This window comes from Reyranella massiliensis 521 (genome assembly GCF_000312425.1).
Classification (GTDB): Bacteria; Pseudomonadota; Alphaproteobacteria; order Reyranellales; family Reyranellaceae; genus Reyranella; species Reyranella massiliensis.
This window is the reverse complement of sequence record NZ_HE997181.1, coordinates 221,064-244,174: the sequence shown is the minus strand read 5'-3', so window position 1 is coordinate 244,174 and position 23,111 is coordinate 221,064. Positions and strand designations below refer to the sequence as shown.

Sequence of the window (23,111 nt, the reverse complement as noted above, 5' to 3'; positions counted from 1 at the left end):
GAGGTTTATCAGCCGCGACGGCGCATTGCCAGCAAGGCGGCCACGCCCGCAAAGGCGTAGAAAAACATCACCGTGAAGGTCATGCCGGACCGGCCCATCACATCCATGGCGCCGCCGGCAATCGGCCGGCCGACCAGACCCGCCACGGTATACATGATGGTGAAAGCGGCATTGGCGCGGGCAATGTCGCCGCCGCTGAAATGCTGGCCCAGCAGCGCCAGGCCGACGGTGTAGATGCCGAAGGAAATGCCGCCCCACAGCACCAGCACGCCCAGGATGCCGTACGACTGCGGATCGATGAATCCGATCGACGCCACCAGCGCGGCACTCGCCAATGCGCAGACAGCCAGCACGGAACGGCGATCGAGTTCGTCGGCCGCCCAGCCGATCGGCCACTGAAGGACGATGTTGCCGATCACGAACGCCGAGAGCCACAGCGCCCCCGTTTCGGCCGAGACATTTGCGCCGACCGCGAAGATTGGCAGAAAGCTGAAGGCGACCTGCTCGCCCAACCCGCAGGCAAAAGCCGCCAGCATGGCCACGGGCGCCGCCCGTATGACACGCCACAGGCCGCTATTCTCGACCAGCGTCACGGGTGGCGCCGACTTCCATGCCGGCAGCAGCGGCAGAATGACAACGAGCATGATCCCGGCGGCCACCAGAAAGGGGCGCGGCCCATAGAGGCCGACGAACTGCAGGATCAGAGGACCAAGCGCCATGCCGGCGGCGATCAGGGTCGCGTAGACCGCCATGGCACGGCCACGGCGTTTCTCGTCGACCACCAGGTTGATCCAGATCTCGCTCACGACCCACGGCACGCCGCCGACCACGCCTTGAAGCAGCGTGAGCGTGAACCACAGCGGCACGCCCTCGGTGAGCGCGAAAGCCACCGACAATGCGGCGCTGACGACCGCCGATCCGCAGATCAGCGGCACCGCCCCCAGCCGTGCGACAAGGGCCGGCACGAACGGCGTGGTCGCGATCATGCCCACACCCCAGGCCGCCCCCACGATACCGATCATGAACTTGTCGACGCCCTGCCGCTCCAGCGCCAGCGGGACCAGCGGCATGGAAGTGCCGACCTGGATGCCAAAGGCAAGGCAAGCGAGGTAGATCGGCAGCAGCGCGCGCCAGGGATTGGCGACGCCCGCGGACGCTACGTTACTCGGCGACACGCAGATGGCCTTCCGACCGCAGGGACGGCGGCTCCTCGACCTTTCGCTCGGCTTCGGCTGCGGCTTCCTGCTGGCGCCGCCACATCTCGGCATAGGCGCCGTTCATGGCCAGCAGATCTGCATGATGCCCGCGCTCGACGACCCGGCCGCGATCGAGCACGATGATCTCGTCGGCATTGATAATGGTCGAGAGCCGGTGCGCGATGACTACCGTCGTACGGCCGCGGCTCACCTCTTCCAGCGAGCGCTGGATTTCCTGCTCGGTGCGCGTATCGAGGGCGCTGGTCGCCTCGTCGAACAGCAGGATCGCCGGGTTCTTCAGGATGGTGCGGGCTATCGCCACGCGCTGCTTCTCGCCGCCCGAAAGCTTCAGCCCGCGCTCGCCGACCGTCGCCTCGTAGCCCTGCGGCAGCGCCATGATGAAATCGTGAATGCGGGCCAGGCGCGCGGCCTGCTCCACCTCTTCGCGCGTCGCGTCCGGCCGGCCGTAGGCGATGTTGTAGTAGATCGTATCGTTGAACAGGACAGTGTCCTGCGGCACCACACCGATGGCCGCCCGCAGGCTCGACTGCGTCACGTCGCGGATGTCCTGACCGTCGATGCGCACGCTGCCAGAAGCCACGTCGTAGAAGCGAAACAGGATGCGCGACACGGTCGATTTGCCGGCGCCGCTCGACCCCACGATCGCTACTGTATGGCCAGCCGGCACGCGGAAGCTGACATCGTGCAGGATCGGCCGCGCCGGTTCGTAGTGGAAATCGACATGATCGAACACGATCTCGCCGCCCTCCACCTTGAGCGCAGGCGCGCCCGGCCGGTCGGCGATCTCCGCCGGCACCTCGAGCAGACCGAACATCTTCTCCATGTTGACGAGCGCGTTGCGGATTTCCCGGTAGGCGAAGCCCAGCATGTTGAGCGGCATATAGAGCTGGATGAGGAAGGTGTTCACGGCGACGAAGTCGCCGATCGTCATCGTTCCCTGCACGACGCCCGAACCCGCCATCACCATGACGGCGACCAGGCCGATCGAAATGATGGTTCCTTGGCCGACATTGAGCAACGACAGGGTTCGGCTGGAACGAATCGCGGCAATCTCGTAGCGGCGCCGCCCGACATCGAAACGGCGCGCCTCGTGCACCTCGTTGCCGAAATACTTCACCGTCTCGTAGTTCAACAGGCTGTCGATCGCCTTGGCGTTGGCCTCGGTATCGGCATCGTTCATGCGCCGCACGAACTTGATGCGCCATTCCGAAAGCATGATCGAGAACACCACATAGCCGGCGATGACCACGAGCGTGACGGCTGAAAAGCGCCAGTCGTAGAGGCTCCACAGGATGCCGCCGACCAGCATGATCTCGAGCAGTGTCGGCAGGATGTTGAAGGTCGTGAAGCGGATCAGGAATTCCATGCCCTGGGTGCCGCGTTCGATGACGCGGCTCAGCCCGCCGGTCTGCCGCTCCAGGTGATAGCGCAGCGACAGGGCATGCAGATGATCGAAGACCTCCAAAGCGAGATTGCGGATCGCGCGCTGCGAGACGGGCGCGAACACCGCGTCGCGGATTTCGCCGAAGGCCTGCGAGAGCACGCGCGCCGTGCCGTAGGCCAGGATCAGTACGACAGGGACGGCGACAGCTTGGGCCGCCGTCGACCCCAGCGCATCGACCGCCTGCTTGTAGAGAAGCGGGACATAGACCGCGACGACCTTGGCCAGGACCAGCATCGCCAGCGCAATGACCACGCGCACCCGCAGGGTCTTTTCACCCTTCGGCCACAAATGGCGACCAAGTATGGCCATGACCCCCCAGGTACGCGAGGCATTCACCTTGGGAACAGTTTCGTTATCGGACGGCGACATGACCAAAATTGCCTTATTGGACGTACAGTCTTAGTGGCGCAGGGGTCGTCGGCCTTCTATCGTGCTGGGACACCTGAAGTAAGCCCCCTTTGGAAAGGGATTTCATGAGATTTCGTAAGGCCTTGCTGACGGTTGCTTTGAGCATGGGCATCACGGGCGGCCTCACCCTAACCACACCGGGCGCCGCGCAGGAAGCCCGCCAGGTCGACATCTCCTATGAAATCACTTTTGCGGGCCTCTCCGGCTTTCGCATCGACCTGACGGCGCGCTTCAACGGCGCGAAATACGATGTCGAGACCCGCACCTTCAAGGAAGGGCTGCTGCGCGCCGTCACCATCCATTACGATGGCCGCAACCGCGCCTGGGGCGGGTTCACGGCGGCAGGCGCCCAACCCAGCGCCGGCTCGCTTTCGATCGTCGTCGGGGACAAGCCGCGCACCTGGATCGCGCAGTATGCCGGCGGCGCCATGAAGGAAACGCACAATCCCGAGTGGAAGCCCGCACCGCAGCAGTCGATCTCAGACGACCAGAAGCGCGGCTCTCTCGATCCCCTGTCGGCGGCGCTGAGCGTCGGCTTCGCCGGCGACAATGCCTGCGACCGCACGGTACCGAGCAACGACGGCAAGCGGCGGATCGACGTCATTCTGAGGAAGGTCGGCACCGAGCCGGGCGCGACCTCGGACGTACCGGGTGTGCAAGGCGATCTGCTGGTCTGCGAGATCTACACGAAGCGTGTCGCCGGCGAATTCTACGACGCACCGAAGGAAGCCGAGACCGAACGCGAGCGGCCGATCAAGATCTGGCTGGCACGCATGGACCAGACCCAGATCCGCTATCCGGTCAAAATGGAAGCCCGGACCGGCTTCGGCACCCTGCGCGGCCGGACACTCTCCTTCCGCGAACGCCCGCTTACACCCGAAGAAAGCCAGGCGATGCGACGCTAACCAGCCGTCGACCCGACTTCGGCACGACCTGGAGACAAGGTGGTAAGGCCGGCCGGCATCGCAACGACGACGCCAGCCGGAATCTTGAGCAGCGAGGCCCTGTCCTAGGCTGCGCGCTTCTGGTCGCGTTTGCGCAAGATCGACAGGATCTCGGCCGCAGCGGCGGGAATGTTGGTGCCCGGCCCGTAGATCGCCGCAACACCGGCGTTCTTCAGGAAGTCGTAGTCCTGCGCAGGAATGACGCCGCCGACCACGACCATGACTTCTTGGCCGCCCTGCTTGGCCAGCTCCTCGATGAGCTGCGGCACCAGGGTCTTGTGGCCGGCAGCCTGGCTCGACACGCCGATCACATGCACGTCGTTCTCGATGGCCGCCCGCGCGGCTTCCTGCGGCGTCTGGAACAGCGGGCCGATATCGACGTCGAAGCCGAGATCGGCGAACGCCGTAGCGATCACCTTGGCGCCGCGATCGTGGCCGTCCTGGCCCATCTTCACGACCATCAGGCGAGGGCGGCGGCCCTCTTCTTCTGCAAAGGCGGAGATGTCGGTGCGGATGCGCTCCAGACCGGCATCGCCTTCCCACTCGCCGGCATAGACGCCGGAGATCGAGCGGATGGTGGCCTGGTAGCGGCCATAGACACCTTCCAATGCCGACGAAATCTCGCCCACCGTCGCGCGCGCGCGCGTCGCCTCGATGGAGAGCGTCAGCAGGTTGCCCGTGCCGTTGCGCGCGGCATCGCCCAGCGCCTTCAATGCGGCAACACACTTCGCTTCGTCGCGGGTTTCGCGGATCTTGTTCAGGCGGCTCACCTGCGACTCGCGCACGACGTCGTTGTCGACGTCGAGAATCTCGATCGCCGGCTCTTCCTTGAGCTGGAACTTGTTGACGCCGACCACGATCTCCTCGCCGCGGTCGATACGGGCCTGCTTGCGCGCGGCCGCTTCCTCGATGCGCATCTTGGGCATGCCGGCTTCGACGGCCTTGGTCATGCCGCCCAGCGCCTCGACCTCGCCGATCAGCTTGCGCGCCTCGGCGATGAGGCTCGCGGTCAGCGACTCGACGTAGTAGCTGCCGGCCAGCGGATCGACGACCTTGGTAATGCCGGTCTCGTGCTGGAGGATGAGCTGGGTATTGCGGGCGATGCGCGCCGAGGTCGGCGTCGGCAGGGCAATCGCTTCGTCGAACGAGTTGGTGTGCAGCGACTGCGTGCCCCCGAGGACGGCCGCCATCGCCTCGTAGGCGGTACGGATCACGTTGTTGTACGGATCCTTCTCGGTCAGCGACACGCCCGACGTCTGGCAATGCGTGCGCAGCGACAGCGAATCGGCCTTCTTGGGCTCGAACGGCTTGACCAGCTCGGCCCACAGGAAACGCGCGGCACGAAGCTTCGCCACTTCCATGAAGAAGTTCATGCCGATGCAGAAGAAGAACGACAGGCGCGGGGCAAAGGCGTCGATGTCGAGCCCCTTGGCCTTGGCCGCGCGTACATATTCGAGACCGTCGGCGAGGGTGAAAGCCAGCTCCTGCACCAAGGTCGCTCCGGCCTCCTGCATGTGATAGCCGGAGATCGAGATCGAGTTGAACTTGGGCATGTGCTGCGCGGTGTGCTCGATGATGTCGGCCACGATGCGCATGGAGGGTCCGGGCGGATAGATATAGGTGTTCCGGACCATGAACTCCTTGAGGATGTCGTTCTGGATCGTGCCCGCGAGCTTGTCCTGCGGCACGCCCTGCTCCTCGGCCGCCACGATGTAGCCCGCCAGCACCGGCAGCACGGCGCCGTTCATCGTCATCGACACGCTCATCTTGTCGAGCGGGATGCCGTCGAACAGGATCTTCATGTCTTCGACAGAATCGATGGCCACACCGGCCTTGCCGACGTCGCCCACGACACGCGGATGGTCCGAATCGTAGCCACGGTGGGTGGCGAGATCGAAGGCCACCGAGAGGCCCATCTGACCCGCCGCCAGGTTGGCGCGGTAGAACTTGTTGCTCTCCTCGGCCGTCGAGAAGCCGGCATACTGGCGGACCGTCCACGGACGACCGGCATACATCGTCGCCTTGGGCCCGCGCGTGAACGGCGGGAAGCCCGGCAGCGAGCCCAGCGTCTCGAGCTGCTCCAGGTCGGCGGCCGTGTAGAGGGGTTTCACCGCGATGCCCTCGGGGGTCATCCACGTCAGATCGTCAAGCGGGCGCTCGCGCAGCTCCTTGGCGGCGAGCTTTTCCCAGTCGGCGGAGGTCTTCTTCGGGAAGTCGGTCATAACCCTAATGTACTGCGGATTTCCGGCTAGAAAAGGCCACTGTTCGTTGCCCAGAATTGCATTCCGCACCTGGATCGATCTGCCCGCTCAACCTCCTGAGCCTGCGCCCGGTAAAAGCATTGCGCGAGCAACAAGGGCAGGCGCAGACTTCGGCCAGCGAAGGCGGAGGAAACGATGACCATCACCCGCCGCGGCATTGTCGCGGGGCTTGCGACGTTTCCGGCGTTGGGGGCGGCCGCGCAACAGCCCTTTCCCAGCAAACCCCTGATCCTCATCGTGCCCTTTCCGGCCGGCGGACCTGCTGACACGTTCGGCCGGCCACTGGCGCAGGGCATGAGCCAGCGGCTGGGCCAGTCGGTCGTGGTCGAGAACAAAAGCGGCGCGGCCGGCGTCACCGGCATCGATTTCGTGGCCAAGGCCGCCACCGACCCGCACATCCTGGGTCTGATGAGCGCCAGCGCCGGCGCGATCATGCAGAGCCTCATGCCCAGGATGCCCTACGACCCCGCGAAGGACATCGCGCCGATCACGCTGGTGGTCCGCGTACAGGAAGTGCTGGTGGTCGGCGCCAAGCTCGGCATCGCCGACTTCAAAAGCTTCATGGCCCGCGCCAAGGCCAATCCCGGCAAGCTGACCTACGGCTCCGCCGGCACCGGCGGCATCACCCACCTCGCCACAGAGCTTCTGAAACGCGAGGCCGGCATCGATCTGTTGCATGTGCCCTATCGCGGGGCCGCGCCCGCCACCAACGACCTGATCGCCGGCACCGTCGACTGCGCCCTGCTCGACGTGCCGGTGCTGCTGCCGCATATCCGCTCCGGCGCGGTGAAGGCTCTGGCCGTCAGCTCGGACACGCGCGCCGCCCTGCTGCCCGACGTGCCGACCATGGGCGAGCTCGGCTTGCCCAGAGTCAACTCCGACAATTGGTATGCCTTGGTCGCGCCCGGAGAATCGAGCCTGGCCGCGCGGCAGAAGATCCATGACGCCGCGGTCGCGACCTTGCGCAGCACGGAAGTGGCCGACGCCTATGCCAGAGTCGGCGGCGTCGCTGTCGGCGGCACCGCGGCCGAGCTGGCGGCCTATCTCAGGGCCGAGTCCGCAAAATGGGCCGAAGTGATCAAGCTCGCCAACGTGAAACTCGAATAACGCACGACGACCTTTCCATGACACTGCCGATAGAACGCGGCCTGGCGAGGACCTTCGCCGGCCATATCCACTGGCGGGCCTGCGGCAGCGGCCCCGTCGTCATGGTGAGCCACATCAACCAGCAAAGCTCGGCGCTGATGATCGAGCTGTTGCAGGTGCTGGGCCCGCACTTCCGCGCCATCGCCATCGACTATCCCAGCCACGGCCATTCCGACCATATCGACTGGCAGCCGCGCATCGAGGACTATGCGCGTGCCGTCATCGAAACCATGGACTCGCTGGGCATCGACCGCGCCTTTGCCCTGGGCGAAGCCGTGGGCGCTGCCGTCTCGATTGCGCTCGGCGCCGGCTGGCCGCAGCGCATCGACAAGGTCACGCTGGTGAACACGCCCTACTTCACCGACGCCGACACCGCGACCCGGGACATCGCCGACATCGCCAAGGTCCGGCCCAGCGACGCGACCGGCTTCCCGGCGCCGCGCAGCATCGAGTTCCTGCTACAGAACGATCCCGAGCATGCGCCGATGCAGCCCTCGCAATCCTGGATGGATCGCATCAATGTCGCCCAGTTCGAGATCGGGCGCGACCGCTGGCAGGCGATGCAGGCCTTGGCAAAGTTCGACACGCTCGACGGAATGGCGGCTCTCCGCTGTCCGACCCTCATGCTCTATGGCGAGCATTTCATCTATGGTCGCCACAGCGCGCTCCTGCAGGCGAAATGCCCGCATGCAAGGATCGAGATCGTTTGCGGCGGTCGCTTCTGCATGAGCTGGGAGCGCGCTAAGGAGATCGCGGGACACGTGCATGCTTTCTTCCGTTGAACGTCTGACCCGCCGGCTGGCCCGCTTTCCGCGACTGGGACTTGCCCACCTGCCGACGCCACTCGAGCCGATGAAACAGCTCACGGCGCATCTCGCAAAGGACGGAGTGTGCCCGCGGCTCTGGGTGAAGCGCGAGGATTGCACCGGCGTGGGCTTGGGCGGCAACAAGCTGCGCAAGCTCGACTATGTCCTGAGTGAAGCGATTGCTGCCGGTGCGGACACGCTGGTATCGGGTGGCGTCGTGCAATCGAACAGCCAGCGGCAGGTCGCGGCGGCCGCGGCACGGCTCGGCCTCGATTGCCATCTCGCCGTCTATCACGGCCGGCTCGCCCCGCCCTCGCCCGACTACGGCAAGACCGGCAATGCGCTGCTCAACAAGCTGTTCGGCGCCATCCTGCACGACGTGCCGTGGAACGGCGATCGCAATGGTGCGATTCGTGACCTCGCCGAACGCCTCCGCGCGCAGGGCCGCAAGCCCTATATCGTACCCTACGGAGTCTCCAGCCCGCTGGGCGCCGTCGCCTACGCCTCGGCGGTGGCGGAGATCGCGGCCCAGGCCGCCGCACTTGGCTTCACGCCGCACGCCATCGTTCACTGTACCGGCAGTGCCGCAACCCAGGCCGGCCTGGTCGTCGGCGCGCGCGCCTGCCTGCCCGATACGAAGGTGGTCGGCATCGACATCGACGCGGAGCCCGAGCGCGTGCGTGCCGACGTGTTGCGCTTCGGCCAAGGGGCCGCTGACCTGCTGGAGCAGCCCTTCATCCCCGAGGATGTCGAAGTGGTCGCCGGTCTGGCCGGGCCCGGCTATGGCGTGCCGCACGCCGCGACGATCGAGGCGATCCGTCTCGGCGCCCGCCTCGAAGCGCTAGTTCTCGATCCCGTCTATTCCGGCAAAGGACTGGCCGGCTTGATCTCGCTGATCCGGGCTGGCCGCTGGACAGCGGAGCAGAATATCGTGTTCGTCCATACCGGCGGCGCGCCAGCCTTGTTCGCCTACCGTCATCTGTTCGACTGACTTCGGAGACTCAAATGCTCGATCAAGAAGCCCGCGCCCTGCTCGACCTGATGGATCAGGCCAACAAGGCAGGCCGCCCGAAGCTGGAAAGCTTGCCGCATGCCGTGGGCCGCGCAGCCGTCGACAAGATGTCCGAGGACAGCGAGGCCGATCCGCCGGAAGTCGCGGCCGCCATCGACGGCACGCTGCCGGGCCCCGGCGGTGCGATCCGCTTCCGCCGCTATCGGCCGCTCGGGTCTACGGCCGGGCTGCTGCCGACCCTGATCTACTATCACGGCGGCGGCTTCGTGATCGGCAACATCGAGACGCACGACTCGACCTGCCGGCGCCTCGCTAACAAGAGCCGTTGCCAGGTGATCTCAATCGACTACCGCCTGTCGCCGGAGCATCCCTTTCCGGCACCTCTGGACGATGGCATTGCCGCCTTCCGCCATATCCGTGACAAGGCCGCTTCCTTCGAGGTCGATCGTGAACGTATCGCCGTCGGCGGCGATTCGGCAGGCGGCGCCGTCGCGGCCGTGGTCTGCCAGGCGTGTCGCGATGCCGGCGAGCAAGTGCCCGCGTTCCAGATGCTGATCTATCCTGCGACCGACTCCAGCAAGCAGAGCGCGTCGCGTGCGGCCTTCGCCGAAGGCTACTTCCTGTCCGGCTCGCTGATGGAATGGTTCTGGAAGGCCTATGTACCGGCCAACACCGACCTCTCCGACCTGCGCCTCTCGCCTCTACTGGCCAAGGACTTCAAGGGCTTGCCGCCGGCCTTCGTCTTGACCGCAGGCTTCGACCCGTTACGCGACGAGGGTCGCGCCTATGCCGATCGGTTGATCGATGCGGGCGTAAAGACGACCTACGTCAACTACCCCGGCACCATCCACGGCTTCTTCTCGCTGACCCGCTTCCTGAAGCAGGGCCTGAAGGCCAACGACGAGGCCGCCGCGGTGATGGCGGCGCACTTCGGCGTGTAGGCTAGGAAGAAGGCTGCAATCGCAGGAAGCCGACGGGCTGGTCGAAGCCCTTCAGCTTCACCTCTTCGGCCTGCGTCGATATATCGGCCAACACGTCCTGCACAGCCGGATCGTCGGCGACGGTCCGGCTCAGAACGATGTCGCCACCTCGGCTCTGACCCTGCAAGCGGGCGGCCATGTTCACGGTCGAGCCGAAGTAATCCAGCCGGTCGTTCAAGGTCACCACGACGCTCGGACCGACATGGACGCCGACCTTGAGGATGAACTCCGTATCGGCCGAAAGCTTCGCCTGCATGGCGAGCGCCGCCTTCACCGCATCGGCGGGATCGCCGAACGAGGCCATGACCGCATCGCCGATGGTCTTCACCACCGCCCCGTCGTGATCGCGCACGATGGCGGCCAGCAGCGCGAAATGTTCGCGCACCATGTTGTAGGCCGTCGCGTCACCCACCCGTTCATAGAGCGCGGTCGAGCCCTGCAGATCGGTGAAGAGTAGCGCCACCTGGCTGACTCCCGCCTCGTCACCGGGTCGCAGTGTTGCTGCCGCGAAAAGGTCTCGGAAGGCCTGCAGCGAGATCACCTCGGGTGCCGTCAGCGTCTCGCGTGTCCAGGTGCGATCTTCGATCAACGCCGCCAGCTCGAAGCCGGCGTCGTTCACGAACTCGATCTTGCCGGCATCGGACGAGAGGCTCGCCTCTACGCCCGATGCGGTGATGCGCAGACCGGGGAAGGCCGCGCCTTCTTCGTGGTCGATGTCGACAACACTGCCGGGATGGAGCGTGCGCAAGCGATAGCGGCCGGACTGCAGTGTCGCTTCGATAGTGCGTCGCTCACCCGGCGCCAGCAGGACCTGCACCACGACATGCGGCGTCGCCATGGGGCCGCTCAAGCAGAAATCGCCCACCATCAGCGGCCGCACCGCCGCGGCCGGCGCGAAAGAAAGCTCGACGTTCTTCTCGAAGTCGCGGTCATAGTCGATGTTGCACGAAGGACAGTGCGCGCCCCGCGGCAGCTCGGCGAGCGCCGACGCGCTGAGCTTGGGGCCGCGGCAATTCGTGCAAAGCAGATCCCACTTCATCGTCAGCAGTCCGCTGCGCACGGCAGCGAGGCAGGCCTCGATGGCGACGCGCGGCGAGACACCGAGCTGGCGCGCCAGTCGCTTGGGCTTGAGATGCGAGAGATCGGTCGCCATGCCGCCCAGCACCGTGGCGGCCAGCACGCGGCCGAGATTGTTGCCGTAAGGGTTGCGGTCGATTTCCACTGCCAGTGCTTCGGCTCGTTCCTGGGCACCCTGCGGCAACGAAGGCGGCGGCAGTTCGAACGGTGTCAGCCGCTCGCCGCGCAGGAACCCGACAGCCTCGACGATACGTCTGCCCACGGCGCCGCCGGCCTGCTCGGCCAGACGTGCCCCGAACAGGCGGCCGGTGAGGCTGAGCGGTTCCCACTCAAGGGAATAGCTGACCTTGCTGCCAGCCTTGCCCTCCGGCTCGAGGTCGAACACGGGCCCGAAGCGGCGGAACGGTCCTTTGGAAAAGATGCGCAACTGACGGAAATGCCGGTCGGCGATCCATTCGTAAGGCTTCTCTTCCCATTCCAGGGTGAAGCCCACCGCCTTGCCGCGACCGCGGCGCAGGACCGTGCCGTCGGGTTGTGGCGTCTCCTCCAGCGTGTAGGCGGGCAGCCCCATGGCCTCGTTGAACCGGCTGGTGTCGGCCAGCACCGGCCACAACTCATGGGGCGGCAGGTCGAAGCTCCAGGTCCAGGTACGGCGCGAGAGGGACGGCATGAGGTCGATACTGTAGCATCCGTCGCGATGGATGCCCCTCCACAGCATCACAAGCGGGTGATTTGCAGGGCCTGTATGCGCAAGGCTGGCTTCCTTTGGTGGTTCCGCTCCGCATTTGACGCAGTACAATCGCGTCCAAGGAACCACCACGATGGCAGCCATGTCGGACAAACACGAAGCACACGACGATCGTCACCATGATCACCATGGTCATGACCATCAGGGGCACGGCTCGGAGCTTTCCGAGATGCAGTTGCGCGTGCGGGCGCTGGAGACGGTTCTGACCGAAAAGGGATATGTCGATCCCGCGGCGCTCGACCGGATCATCGAAGCCTACGAAACGCGGATCGGCCCGCATATCGGCGCCCGGGTCGTGGCGCGTGCCTGGGTGGACCCGGCCTTCAAGCAGGCGCTGCTCGCCGATGCGAGCCAGGCCATCGAGACGCTGGGGCTGGAGCAGAAGGTCGGCGACCATCTGATCGCCGTGGAGAACACCCCCTCGACGCACAACATGATCGTCTGCACGCTCTGCTCCTGCTACCCGTGGGATGTGCTGGGGTTGCCGCCGGCCTGGTACAAGTCGACGCCCTACCGCGCCCGCACCGTGAAGGAGCCGCGCGCCGTGCTCGCCGATTTCGGTGTGACCCTGCCCGCCGACAAGACGATCCGCGTCTGGGATTCGACGGCGGAGACGCGCTTCATCGTGCTGCCGATGCGCCCCGACGGCACCGAAGGCTGGAGCGAAGAACGCCTTGCCTCGCTCGTCACGCGGGATTCGATGATCGGCACCGGCCTGGCGAAGGCAGCGAACGAGGTGGGCGCATGAACGGTATCCACGACCTGGGCGGCATGGACGGCTTCGGCAAGGTCGACGCCCCGCCCACCGAGCCGCCGTTTCACGACGCCTGGGAAGGCCGCGTGTTGGCCATGAACCGCATCATGGGCGCAACCGGCGAGTGGAACATCGATGTCGGCCGCTACTGGATCGAAACCCTGCCGCCCGCGGTCTACCTCTCCTCTTCCTATTACAAGAAATGGATGCTGCGGCTGGAGCGGTTGTGCCTCGCGCGCGGTTTGGTCACGGAAGCCGAACTCGGATCGGGCCATGCGTCGGGCCCGGGACGGCCGCTCAAGAAGAAGAGCGTTACACCGGCCGAGGCCGACAGGCTCCTCGTTCGCCAAAGCTACAGCCGCCCGGCAACGGCCGCCGCACGCTTCCGGGTCGGTGACCGCGTGCGGGCGAAGAACATCCACCCGGTCTCTCACACGCGCCTGCCGCGCTTCGCGCGTGGCCGTACGGGCACGATCGAACGTATCCAGGGCTGCCACGTTTTTCCCGACGCCACCGTCGCCGAAGGCGTGGAACGGCCCGAATGGCTCTACACGGTGACGTTCGAGGCAACGGAACTGTGGGGGCTCGACGCCGACCCGACGGTGCGCACCTCGATCGAGGCTTTCGAGCCCTATCTGGAGGCCGCGTGATGGAGAACGCAGAAGCCGGCGCCGTCCGCGCGGCACTGGGTGTCGTTCCGGGAATCCCCTGCGAAGGCGAGGCACCCGTGTTCGAGGAGCCGTGGCAGGCGCAGGCCTTCGCAATGGCGCTCACCCTCCATCAACGCGGCGTCTTCACCTGGAGCGACTGGGCCACTTTGCTGGGCGAGGAGATCCAGAAGGCGCGGGCCAATGGCGATCCGGACGATGGCAGCACCTACTACCGGCACTGGCTCGCTACCCTCGAGCGCGTGGTTGCGCTCAAGGGCATCGCGTCTTCCGATACGCTCGACCGATATGCCCATGCCTGGGACCATGCCGCCGATCGCACGCCGCATGGACAGGCGATCGAACTCAGGCCCGAGGACTTCCGCTAGGACGGTCGCTTCCTAGAGTCCCTGCCCGCCCGCGACGGCGATCGTCTGGCCCGTCACCCACGAGGCGTGCGGCGAGGCGAGGAACAACGCGACGTTCGCCACTTCCTCCGGCGTGCCGAAGCGGCCGAAGGGAATCGACGCCAGGGTGCCGTTGTAGAGTTTCGGATTGTCGGTCTTGCGGCGATCCCACACGCCGCCCGGGAAGTCGATCGAGCCGGGTGCGATGCAGTTCACGCGGATGCGGTCGGCGGCATACAACGCGGCCTGGGTGACTGTGTAGTGGATGACCGCCGCCTTGATGGCGCCGTAGGGCGGCTGGCGTCCCGAGGGATGCAAGGCGGCGATGGACGAGATGTTCAGCACGCTCCCCTGCACCTTCTTGAGAGACGGCAGCGCTTCCTGGGTCGCATGGACGATCGACAGCATGTCGACGGCCAGACTGCTCGTCCAACCCGTGTCGTCGTCCGACGCCCCGAAGGCCGAAGCGTTGTTGACCAGGAAGTCGACGCCGCCGAGTGCTGCAACGGCATCGCGGACATAGCCGCGGACCGCATCGCCCTTGGAGAGGTCGGCGCTCGCGGCGTGGGCCTTGTGTCCGTGTTTGGCGATCTCCGCGCGGGTCTCGTCCAGCGTCTTGGGATCGCGCGCGCAGATGGAAACGTCGCCACCGCAGGCCGCGAAACCCAGGGCAATCGCCCGGCCGATGCCTCGGCTGCCGCCGCAGATAATGGCCTTCTTGCCCGTCAAATCGATCTTCATCGCTCTCTTCCTTCAGATGATGCCTCGTTTCGCCAGCTAACCCGAACTCGCGGCGAGACTCACGCCGTCCGTTGACCATCGCATCGCCTGGCGATGGCCGCTTTAGCGACAAGGGAGGACGCTCGAACAGCCGTCGCCTATCTTCGCCCTCTTCTCTGCGAGAGCAGGACCGTTCGTGTTGGAGTGATGCATCATGGAAAAGGAACTGGGCTTGCCGGATGGCGCCTGCGATTGCCACGTCCACGTCTACGGCCCCTTCGACCGCTTTCCGCCGGTGCGCGAAGGAAAGTTCGCGCCGGCACGCGAAGCGCCGGTCGAGACGCTGCTGGCCCTCTGGGATTCCATGGGTATCGCCAAGGGCGTGATCGTTCATGCCTTGGCAGCGGGCGCCGACAACGACGTGACGCTCGATGCCCTGAAGCGCCATCCAGATCGGCTGCGCGGCGTGGCTCTGCTGAAGCCCGACGTGACCGACCGGCGGCTCGACGAGCTGACCGATGCCGGATTTCGCGGCGTGCGAATCAATCTCCTGCGGCAGGACGGCAAGGCGGTGTCGTCGGGCGGGATGAGCCTGGACGATCTGCGACCGCTGGCGCCGCGACTGGCCGAGCGCGGCTGGCATGTGCAGCTCTGGATCGAGACCGGCGACCTGCAGGCGCTGGCGCCTGACCTGGAGAAGCTGCCCTTCGACTTCGTGATCGACCATATGGGCCGCACGATGGCCGACAAGGGCATCGACTATGCAGGCTTCCGCGACTTCTGCGAAAAGCTGAAGACGGGACGCTACTGGTGCAAGCTCTCGGGCGCCGACCGCAACACGCGCCGGGGCTCGGGCAAGGGCGCGTCGTTCGACGACACGGCGGCCTTCATGCAGGCCCTGGTGGCGGCCAACCCCGACCGGCTGGTGTGGGGCAGCGACTGGCCTCATGTCGGCCATGCGCCGGCGGACGTGCCGCAGGAGGACGATCTGCTGCGATTGTTCTTCCGATGCGTGCCGGACGACGCGGTGCGCCGCAAGATTCTGGTCGACAATCCGTCGCGACTGTACGGCTTCTGACACAGCGCAACCACTCGCGCGCGCCTGTCGTTGCTTCGGCATGCGCGCCGCTTCGTCCGCCACTGCCCGCCTTCTGCTCGCGAGCCTCGCACTGCTCGTCTTGTGGCCCGACGCGGCCGCCGCGGAGAGCTGCCTAGATCAGGTTCGCCAGATGGCGGAGCGCCATGGCGTTGCGACCGATCCCCCCGTCGCTGCGCCCGATCGTAGTACGCCGAGCCGGCCTCCGGGGACGAGCGCAGAGGAGCTAGGGCGTTCGGGCGGCGTCATCGCGCCGCCGCAGACGGAAGATCGGTCAGTGATCGCGCCGCCCCCGAGCGCGGCCAATCGCATGCCGACGATGCCCGACGTCACGCCCTCAAGGCGGGGGGCGCCTTCCGGCAACAGCGGCGGCGACAAGGAGGTCGCGTCGGAGCGGACGACCTTGCAGGCCTTGCTGGTGGCAGCCCGCGCCGAAGCCGAGCGCGGCCGCGAAGATGGCTGCCTCGACCGGCTGGCCAAGGCGCGCGAGCTGGAACAGCGCACGAAGTAGGCAAGTTCTGGATGCTTGAATCGCCGCGGCCGGCCGCCAATCATTCGGCATGCGCGTGTCGACCTGCCTGGGAATTGCGATCGTTCTGTTCGGCCCGGCCGCTGCGGCGCAGGTCCAGACGCAGGACCTGCCAGCGCCCTCGCAGCAGCATCCCCCGCCGACTCCCGCACCGGCCCCTCCGCCGCCACAGGGTGCCTGGATCGCCGATACCGCGACGCGCTGCCGGGTCTGGAATCCCGCGCCCGAAGGCAAGGAAGCGATCCGCTGGGAAGGCGCCTGCCCGGGCGGCACCGCGCAGGGAGCAGGCGTGCTGCAATGGTTCAAGGACGGCCAGCCGACGGACCGCTACGAGGGCGACGTGAAGAACGGCCGACCGGAGGGACCTGGCGTCTGGCTCTCGGCCAACGGCGACCGCTACGATGGCGCCTTTCGCAATGGCCAGGCCGACGGCCGGGGCACTTGGCGCTACGCCAATGGCGACACCTACAGCGGCGAGATGAAGAACGGCGACTATAACGGGCGCGGCGTCGCCACCTACGCCAACGGCGATCGCTACGAGGGGATGTTCAAGGACGGCGACTACGAAGGCCCCGGCGTCGCGACTTACAACGATGGCCAACTGCGCATCGACGGAGTCTATCGCAAGGGCGAACTCGTCGCGCTTACCGTCGCCACGCTCGGCGATGGCAGCCGCTACCAGGGCCAGTTCCCGTTCGGTCGCGGCGTGCTCGTCCGTCCCGACGGCACGCGCTTCGAAGGTTGGTTCAACGACCTCAAGCTGAACCGAAAGGGCGTGGCGACTTACGCCAACGGCGAGCGCTACGAAGGCGACTTCCGCGACGGCGAGGAACATGGCCATGGCACCTTGAAGCTGCCGAACGGCGCGATCTACGAAGGCGACTTCTATCGCGGCAAGCCCGAGGGCATGGGCACGTTGAGAGAGGCCGACGGCAAGAGCCTCACAGGCGCATGGCGCGACGGCTGCTGGAGCGACGGCACGACATGGCGCGTCGTGCGTACGAGCGCCGAGGCATGTGGGTTCAAGTGATCGCCGACTTATCGCGGGCGGCGATCCGATCAAGTTCTTCTTTCGACCACCTAGCTCTGGGGCCTTGTATTCACAATGGGAGCTACAGTCGCCCCATTTGCGATGGCGACAAAGCGGTCATCGGCCAGCAGCCCTCTCACTGCCCTTGCGAAGGCCTCTCGCCACAATTCACCAACTGGGTTAGCCATACTACTGCTGATAATGGCATAGCCTTTCTGTACGCTGGTATAGACCACGCTCTTTGTTGCGTTCGAATAGACTTGCCACTCGACCGTCAGGCTCGCCTCTCCCTTGCCAGTGGTAAAGTTGCCGAACCCCGCCATAGGAAAACAGACGTTCATCTTAAGTTTGGTCACGACGCCGGCGATACGGAAGTCGGCAGCAATGTCTTTCTTGTCGGTGAAGAGGTCACCGCTCCCTACCGTCTTCGCAATTCGGTAGCCGGCTCGCGCAAATTCCTCCTGAAAGGCATTTTCAAAAGCCTGGTTCGTCGCGGCATACTGTTCCGATTGGGCGAGGCCCTGAGCATGCGGCACGCATGCGAGGCCTCCCTGCACCGTTACCACTCCCTCACCACGTTCGCCGCGAACGACGGCTCTCTCATACACGAACGACTTCGTTTGTGCGAAAGCTTCGGCCATCTTCGGGTCTACTTCAGGAACCCTTTCGATCTGCTGCATTGGCGCGCAGGCGCCCATCAGCATTAGCGATGCCGCAACGACCAGAATTTTCATTGGATCTCCCCCCACTTGGTTGAAGATCACCCCTTTCAAGCAACTACGTCAAGCCCTTGTGCGAAATCACGAGGGTTTGCCCCGGAGAACCCATCACCCGTAAATTGCCTCCCTATCAAATGGCAGCGCATACCCCTTTGGAGGAAACGAGATCATGAGTACGTCCGACATCGCCTACACACCGATTCTGCCGGAAGGCTGGCCACGGCCGCGCGGCTTCTCGCATGCTGTCGTGGCGACCGGGACGAAAAGCGTCCGCATCGCGGGACAGATCGGCAAGGAGCCGGGACAGGCGAACATCCCGCAAGGAACGGATGCCGGCGCACAGTGGCGGCTGGCGCTTGGCAATGTCGTCAGCGTGCTGAAGGCCGCAGGCGGCGAACCATCGCATCTCGTCGCGTTACGTGCCTATGTCACGGATATTGCGGAATTCAATGCCGCCGGCAGGGCCATCGGCGAGGCCTGGGGCGCAACGCTCGGCAAGCATTTTCCCGCAATGACGCTGGTCCAGGTATCGGCGCTGATCGATCCCAATGCCAAGGTCGAAATCGAGGCCGACGCGATCCTGCCGTAGGACAGGCCGCGTCAGCGCAGGGCCGCATGGACGGCCTTGCGCAACGGCGGCAGCACCTCCGCCTCGAACCAGGGATTGCGCTTCATCCAGATGCCGCTGCGCCATGACGGATGCGGCAGCGGAAAGAACGACGGAGCGTACGACCTGAAATCCCTCACCGCATCGGTGAGGTTCTTTTTGGCTCCGGCCCCGGCAAGATAACGTGACTGGGCGTAACTGCCGACCAGCAGGACCAGCCGCTTCTCGACCAGCAGATCAAAGACGCGATCATGCCATTGCGGCGCGCATTCGGGACGCGGCGGGAGATCGCCGTTCCTGCCCTTGCCGGGATAGCAAAAACCCATGGGCACAATTGCGACTCGCTTCGGATCGTAGAATTCCCCGGGGCTGAGCCCTGTCCAATCCCGCAATCGGTCGCCGCTCGCATCCTGCCACGGCACGCCGCTTTCATGGACCTTCGTCCCGGGGGCCTGACCGACAATTATCAGGCGAGAGCTTTTGGCGAACTGAACGACGGGATTCGGCCCGTTCTCCAAGGTCGATGCGCAGATCGTGCAGGCACGAATATTGCGCAACAAGGAGGTAACTGTGTCGGCCACGTCAGTCGTGCTTAATTTTGCTGCCACCTGCACGGGATAGAGACTTGCAGCGTATTGTAATGGTGCGCCCCCATGCTCCGGCGCACCAGCGCCTTTTCGTCACGTCGGCCGGAGAGCGAGAGCTAGCGGCCCTCGCGCCAACCTGTCCTGGTTGCGCGCCGGCGATTAAAACGCAAAATACTAATGTGGGGCGTAAAAGCCTTGGTGTAGGGCGAGGCAAGTCGCCTTTTCCAGGGTGTTCGAGGGTTTGAGGTTGCCGCGCAGACCGCGCGGTACCAAATAGGGATCAGCCGGCCGGGTGACAGCGTTACCTTTCCGAGCAGGAGGAAAGACTATGAACACAGTGTCGGAACGGGTCAGCCGCGTTATGGCGGCGAAATTCCAAATCGACGCCGACAAGATTACCGAAACCGCACGGATGGACGAGCTGGGTGTCACCAGCATCGACGTCGTCGAGACGATCATGTCGCTGGAAGATGAGTTTGACGTCGAAATTCCCGATGCGGCCGCGGAGAAGTTCGAGACCGTCGGCGATGTCGTCGCTTTTCTCGCGACTCACGATCGAGGCGGCAAGCCTAGCGGCTTGCAAGAATAACGGCTCTGACGGCGTCGTCGGGGCCTTCGATCTCGCCTTGGCGCAACACGACGTTCGATTGCACTTCAGGCGACGACCGCCACGCGTAGGCAATTGTCGCTTCGGGATGTCCATGGAGATCGAATACGTGGACGGTCCGCTCCTCGACGATCTCACCCTTCAGAAGTTCCCAGACGACAACTGACTCGACGAACCGAGCCGTGCATTTCTGTCGGACTTCGACGGCGTGCCGCAGGTAATTGATCGTCAATGCGTCGGCGACGAAAGCGGGATCGGGCAATGTGCCGTGCGGAACATCCGGAGGCATGGATACTCTCCTAGCTTCGCAGATCCACGACGAAAGACGATGCGTTGTCGGCCGACAGGAGAAGCCACGACCGGACAACCGGAACGATGATCGAGTCGGTTTCGATATCCTGCATCGCCAGACTCAACACCACTTGAACTTCGTTCGATCGATCCTAGGACAGGGCATCGCGCAGATAAAGGCGACGGCTCCCTTCATGAATGCAGACCTGCCGGCCGCCGACAATGACCAAAGCCTCGCTTGTGGCCAGGCGGCACCCACGCGACATCCCCCAAATGGGTGACCGGGAGCAACAAAGGCGCGCATCACGGCGATTGCGCCGGGCGGCTCGCTTCATCCTCTAGATGATCTTCCGGGTCCGCAGGTCGGCAAGTTCGGCCGGGCTGTAGCCCAGCTCACCCAGCACCGCATCGTTATGCTCTCCTAGTTCCGGCGCGATGCCGGGCTTGGCCGGCGTCTCGGAAAACTGCCACGGCGTGCCGTGCACCTTGAGGCGACCGTGCTTGGGGTGCTCGACATGAGTGACATAGCCGTTGGCCACCACATCGGGATCGTTCGAGGCTTCGAGCAAAGTGTTGATCGGCGCCGAGACGATGTCGGCGCCGCGCAGCCTCGCCACCCAATCTTCGCGGGTGCCGGTGGCGAAGAGTTCGTCGAGCAATGCCAACAGATCGGCACGCCGGCCGACATCCTCGATGATGACGCCCAGCTTCTCGAAGCCCGCCGCCTTCAGCCGGTCGTAAAAACCAAGTGACGTCATCGCGTCTTGCCAGTCCTCGGGGCCGACGAGCTGGAAGACCAGCGGCTTGCCGTCGCGATCGTTGAAACTGGCGCTGATGCCCGGCCGTTCGACCGTGCCGGTGATGCGCGCCTGGCCGGTGATGGGATTCTGATTGCGCCACATCGCGGTGGTGAGCGTCCAACCCATCAATCGGACCTGGCCGCCCAGCAGCGACAGGTCGATCTTCTGGCCGATGCCGGTGGTGCGCGCATAGGTCAACGCCGCCAGCGCACCGCCAAAGGCCAGGAAGGCGCAGGTTTCGTCGGCTACCGAGACGATGCCGGTGCGCATCTTCTGGCCGGGCATGGAATAGGCCTCGGCGATGCCGCCCAGCGCCTGCGCCATCGAATCGGTTCCTGGAAGATGGGCATGCGGTCCCTTGGGGCCATACCCCGAGATCGAAACATAGACGAGCTTCGGGTTGATCTTGTGCAGCTCCTCCCAGCCGAAGCCGTTCTTTTCGGCGGCGCCCGGACGAAAGTTCTGACCGAAGATGTCGGCCTTGGCGGCAAGCTTGTGCAGGATCGCGCGACCTTCGGCGGACTTCAGGTTCAGAGTCACGCTCTTCACGCCGCGATTGTTGGTCTCAAAAAAAGTGCTGCCCATTCCCGGCAGCACCGTCATGCGACGCGAAGAATCGCCGCCGTCCGGCGTCTCGATCTTGATCACGTCGGCGCCGAGATCGGCCATCAGCATCCACGGCACGGTGCCCGCCTGCGCCGTCGAACAGGAGACGACCTTGACGCCCTGCAGCGGGCCGTGCGGCGACTGAGACATGACAGAACTCCCCTTGCTCTCTCCTCCCTATGACGGACGCCGAGGATGAACCACTGGAATTTTCCATGGGGAGTGATTGCCAGGAACGCTGCTCGCGCATGCGTGCCGCAATTCGATTGAACGTTTCATTTAACGCAACGGGTAGCGCTGCCACCTTCGGATGAGCCCCTCAATCGACAGGTTTTTCATGTCCGCTTCCACCGTTACCCGCCGCCGCGTTGCCGCTCTTCTCTCCGGCGCGGCCGTGATGTCGCCCTACATATTGCGCGCCCAGGATGCGTCGCGCCCGCTTCGCATCGTCGTGCCCTGGCCCGCGGGTGGCGGCGTCGACACCTTTGCGCGCGTGATTCAGGCTCCGCTCGGCAGGCAGCTCGGCCAGACGGTCCTGATCGACAATATCGGCGGAGGCTCGGGCCGGGTCGGGACGCAGACGGCGGCGCGCGCCCAGCCGGACGGGTTTACGGTGCTCCTGGCGAACGACACGTTCGCCGCCACCGAGGCTCTGCCGCTTCCCGGTACCGTGTCCAGACGCGCGTCCTTCGCGCCGGTGACGCTGGCGGCGTCCGCGCCGCAAGGCGTGTTCACCCATCCCCGCTCCGGTCTCAAGACCCTGGCCGACTACGTTGAGGCAGCAAAGGCAAAACCTGGCGCGCTCAATGTCGGCATACCGGGGATCGCGAGCTCGCAGCATCTCACCAGCGAACTGCTGTTGCGCGCCGCCGGGAATGCCGTGGTGGCGCATGTGCCCTATCGCGGCGGTGGCCCGCTCATCCAGGACCTCATCGCCGGCAACATCGACGCGGGGGTCGTTACCTTCGCTGCGGCCGCTCAACAGGCAGCTGCCGGCCAGTTGATTGCGCTTGGCGTCACAAGCGCCGAGCGAGCCGTCGCCTTTCCCACCGTGCCGACAGCCACGGCAACGGTTGCGCCCGGTTTCGTGCAAACGACGTGGATGGGAATATTCGCGCCTAAGGGAACACCGGAGCCGGCGCGTGGACGCCTGCACACGGCATTGCTGGCCGTGCTGAAGGACTCGGCCGTGATTGAACGTCTTCAGACATTGGGATTCGACGCCGTCGGCCTCAACGGCGCAGGCTTCGCGAAACTCTTCGAGCAGACCATCTCGACATTCGCTGGCATTGCCGCCGAACGCGGAATCAACGCGGAGAGCTGACCCTTCAGCTCTCCGCGCGTCTCCCGTCGGTTAGTAGCCTCTGTAATAATAGTCGTTACGCGGGGTCGTCGCGGCGCCGATCGCGGCACCGCCCAGACCGCCGACGACAGCGCCAGCAACCGGCGCGCCCATCGTCGAGCCCACCACTGCGCCGGTACCGGCGCCAATGGCGCCACCCGTCAGGGCACGATCCGTCGGGTTGTTACCGCACGCAGCCACAGTCGCCGCAAAGGCGGCAAGAACAGCGAATTTTGCAACATGCACCATCGAAGCCTCCATTCGTCCCCTAAAGAACGGCCTACAGGGTGCCGGGTTGCCAATCGCTCGTAGCTGGATCGTGACCA

General features: G+C 65.2%; 24 protein-coding genes. 14 read left to right on the top strand and 10 right to left on the bottom strand.

Going from position 1 to position 23,111, the window contains the following annotated elements; all coding sequences use genetic code 11:
• Positions 1 to 8: 8 nt before the first annotated feature.
• A complete protein-coding gene (locus BN60_RS01290) occupies positions 9 to 1,175 on the bottom strand; it encodes an MFS transporter (RefSeq protein WP_020694164.1) in 1,167 nt (388 codons plus the stop codon).
• The gene (locus BN60_RS01285; protein ID WP_020694163.1) at positions 1,162 to 3,030 is read right to left on the bottom strand and encodes an ABCB family ABC transporter ATP-binding protein/permease; all 1,869 of its coding nucleotides are present in this window, start codon (positions 3,028 to 3,030) and stop codon (positions 1,162 to 1,164) included. The genes BN60_RS01290 and BN60_RS01285 overlap by 14 nt, the downstream gene beginning before the upstream one ends.
• Before the next feature lie 104 nt (positions 3,031 to 3,134).
• Between BN60_RS01285 and BN60_RS01280 the strand changes: the two genes are divergently transcribed.
• Positions 3,135 to 3,974: a DUF3108 domain-containing protein gene (locus BN60_RS01280; RefSeq protein ID WP_020694162.1), complete on the top strand. Its 840-nt coding sequence runs from the start codon at positions 3,135 to 3,137 to the stop codon at positions 3,972 to 3,974.
• Positions 3,975 to 4,078: 104 nt separating this feature from the next.
• Here the strand turns inward: BN60_RS01280 and scpA are convergent, their stop codons facing one another.
• Complete coding sequence (gene scpA / locus BN60_RS01275; protein ID WP_020694161.1) at positions 4,079 to 6,235, bottom strand: methylmalonyl-CoA mutase; 2,157 nt, start codon at positions 6,233 to 6,235, stop codon at positions 4,079 to 4,081.
• Positions 6,236 to 6,409: 174 nt separating this feature from the next.
• Between scpA and BN60_RS01270 the strand changes: the two genes are divergently transcribed.
• Genes BN60_RS01270 through BN60_RS01255 form a run of 4 tightly spaced genes read left to right on the top strand, consistent with a single transcriptional unit; the run spans position 6,410 to position 10,179 of the window.
• Positions 6,410 to 7,381, top strand: a complete 972-nt coding sequence (locus tag BN60_RS01270) for a Bug family tripartite tricarboxylate transporter substrate binding protein (protein WP_020694160.1) — start codon at positions 6,410 to 6,412, stop codon at positions 7,379 to 7,381.
• A 17-nt stretch (positions 7,382 to 7,398) separates the two neighbouring features.
• Positions 7,399 to 8,202 carry an alpha/beta fold hydrolase gene (locus tag BN60_RS01265; RefSeq protein WP_020694159.1) on the top strand — a complete coding sequence of 268 codons (804 nt, stop codon included), beginning with the start codon at positions 7,399 to 7,401 and terminating at the stop codon, positions 8,200 to 8,202.
• The gene (locus BN60_RS01260; RefSeq protein WP_020694158.1) at positions 8,186 to 9,217 is read left to right on the top strand and encodes a D-cysteine desulfhydrase family protein; all 1,032 of its coding nucleotides are present in this window, start codon (positions 8,186 to 8,188) and stop codon (positions 9,215 to 9,217) included. Before BN60_RS01265 ends, BN60_RS01260 begins: the two co-directional genes overlap by 17 nt.
• A 14-nt stretch (positions 9,218 to 9,231) precedes the next feature.
• Positions 9,232 to 10,179, top strand: a complete 948-nt coding sequence (locus BN60_RS01255; protein ID WP_020694157.1) for an alpha/beta hydrolase — start codon at positions 9,232 to 9,234, stop codon at positions 10,177 to 10,179.
• A gap of 1 nt (position 10,180) precedes the next feature.
• Here BN60_RS01255 and BN60_RS01250 read toward each other — a convergent pair whose 3' ends face one another.
• Positions 10,181 to 11,965 carry an adenylate/guanylate cyclase domain-containing protein gene (locus tag BN60_RS01250; protein ID WP_148283292.1) on the bottom strand — a complete coding sequence of 595 codons (1,785 nt, stop codon included), beginning with the start codon at positions 11,963 to 11,965 and terminating at the stop codon, positions 10,181 to 10,183.
• 160 nt (positions 11,966 to 12,125) lie between these two features.
• Here BN60_RS01250 and nthA point away from each other — a divergent pair, with 160 nt between their 5' ends.
• From nthA to BN60_RS01235, 3 genes are read left to right on the top strand one after another with little or no spacing between them, the layout of a single operon-like run.
• On the top strand, positions 12,126 to 12,791 hold the full coding sequence (nthA, locus tag BN60_RS01245; protein ID WP_043284507.1) for a nitrile hydratase subunit alpha: 666 nt from the start codon (positions 12,126 to 12,128) through the stop codon (positions 12,789 to 12,791).
• Positions 12,788 to 13,447: a nitrile hydratase subunit beta gene (gene nthB / locus BN60_RS01240; RefSeq protein WP_020694154.1), complete on the top strand. Its 660-nt coding sequence runs from the start codon at positions 12,788 to 12,790 to the stop codon at positions 13,445 to 13,447. Before nthA ends, nthB begins: the two co-directional genes overlap by 4 nt.
• Entirely contained in the window at positions 13,447 to 13,833 is a 387-nt protein-coding gene (locus tag BN60_RS01235; RefSeq protein WP_020694153.1) for a nitrile hydratase accessory protein, read from the top strand. The genes nthB and BN60_RS01235 overlap by 1 nt, the downstream gene beginning before the upstream one ends.
• A 12-nt stretch (positions 13,834 to 13,845) precedes the next feature.
• Here the strand turns inward: BN60_RS01235 and BN60_RS01230 are convergent, their stop codons facing one another.
• A complete protein-coding gene (locus BN60_RS01230) occupies positions 13,846 to 14,592 on the bottom strand; it encodes an SDR family NAD(P)-dependent oxidoreductase (protein WP_020694152.1) in 747 nt (248 codons plus the stop codon).
• A 193-nt stretch (positions 14,593 to 14,785) separates the two neighbouring features.
• Here BN60_RS01230 and BN60_RS01225 point away from each other — a divergent pair, with 193 nt between their 5' ends.
• The 3 genes from BN60_RS01225 (at position 14,786) to BN60_RS28460 (ending at position 17,226) form a co-directional block, all read left to right on the top strand.
• On the top strand, positions 14,786 to 15,649 hold the full coding sequence (locus tag BN60_RS01225) for an amidohydrolase family protein (protein WP_020694151.1): 864 nt from the start codon (positions 14,786 to 14,788) through the stop codon (positions 15,647 to 15,649).
• A 295-nt stretch (positions 15,650 to 15,944) separates the two neighbouring features.
• On the top strand, positions 15,945 to 16,178 hold the full coding sequence (locus BN60_RS01220; protein ID WP_043283533.1) for a hypothetical protein: 234 nt from the start codon (positions 15,945 to 15,947) through the stop codon (positions 16,176 to 16,178).
• 49 nt (positions 16,179 to 16,227) lie between these two features.
• Positions 16,228 to 17,226 (top strand): MORN repeat-containing protein, encoded by a 999-nt coding sequence (locus BN60_RS28460; RefSeq protein WP_020694149.1) that lies wholly within the window; start codon positions 16,228 to 16,230, stop codon positions 17,224 to 17,226.
• 50 nt (positions 17,227 to 17,276) lie between these two features.
• Here the strand turns inward: BN60_RS28460 and BN60_RS01210 are convergent, their stop codons facing one another.
• Positions 17,277 to 17,960 (bottom strand): hypothetical protein, encoded by a 684-nt coding sequence (locus BN60_RS01210; RefSeq protein WP_020694148.1) that lies wholly within the window; start codon positions 17,958 to 17,960, stop codon positions 17,277 to 17,279.
• A 154-nt stretch (positions 17,961 to 18,114) separates the two neighbouring features.
• Here BN60_RS01210 and BN60_RS01205 point away from each other — a divergent pair, with 154 nt between their 5' ends.
• On the top strand, positions 18,115 to 18,534 hold the full coding sequence (locus tag BN60_RS01205) for a RidA family protein (RefSeq protein WP_020694147.1): 420 nt from the start codon (positions 18,115 to 18,117) through the stop codon (positions 18,532 to 18,534).
• An 11-nt stretch (positions 18,535 to 18,545) separates the two neighbouring features.
• Here BN60_RS01205 and BN60_RS01200 read toward each other — a convergent pair whose 3' ends face one another.
• The gene (locus BN60_RS01200) at positions 18,546 to 19,166 is read right to left on the bottom strand and encodes a uracil-DNA glycosylase family protein (protein ID WP_245539796.1); all 621 of its coding nucleotides are present in this window, start codon (positions 19,164 to 19,166) and stop codon (positions 18,546 to 18,548) included.
• Between the two features lie 301 nt (positions 19,167 to 19,467).
• Here BN60_RS01200 and BN60_RS01195 point away from each other — a divergent pair, with 301 nt between their 5' ends.
• Positions 19,468 to 19,728 (top strand): acyl carrier protein, encoded by a 261-nt coding sequence (locus tag BN60_RS01195; protein WP_019117387.1) that lies wholly within the window; start codon positions 19,468 to 19,470, stop codon positions 19,726 to 19,728.
• Here the strand turns inward: BN60_RS01195 and BN60_RS01190 are convergent.
• Together BN60_RS01190 and BN60_RS01185 are read right to left on the bottom strand one after the other, a co-directional pair.
• Complete coding sequence (locus tag BN60_RS01190) at positions 19,709 to 20,035, bottom strand: hypothetical protein (protein WP_020694145.1); 327 nt, start codon at positions 20,033 to 20,035, stop codon at positions 19,709 to 19,711. The two genes, BN60_RS01195 and BN60_RS01190, sit on opposite strands and share 20 nt — an antisense overlap.
• Positions 20,036 to 20,375: 340 nt before the next feature.
• The gene (locus BN60_RS01185) at positions 20,376 to 21,593 is read right to left on the bottom strand and encodes a CaiB/BaiF CoA transferase family protein (RefSeq protein WP_020694143.1); all 1,218 of its coding nucleotides are present in this window, start codon (positions 21,591 to 21,593) and stop codon (positions 20,376 to 20,378) included.
• Positions 21,594 to 21,780: 187 nt separating this feature from the next.
• Between BN60_RS01185 and BN60_RS01180 the strand changes: the two genes are divergently transcribed.
• Positions 21,781 to 22,767, top strand: a complete 987-nt coding sequence (locus tag BN60_RS01180; protein ID WP_020694142.1) for a Bug family tripartite tricarboxylate transporter substrate binding protein — start codon at positions 21,781 to 21,783, stop codon at positions 22,765 to 22,767.
• Between the two features lie 30 nt (positions 22,768 to 22,797).
• On the opposite strand, the gene BN60_RS01175 is transcribed toward BN60_RS01180, so the two are convergent.
• Entirely contained in the window at positions 22,798 to 23,034 is a 237-nt protein-coding gene (locus BN60_RS01175) for a hypothetical protein (RefSeq protein WP_043284502.1), read from the bottom strand.
• Positions 23,035 to 23,111: the final 77 nt, after the last annotated feature.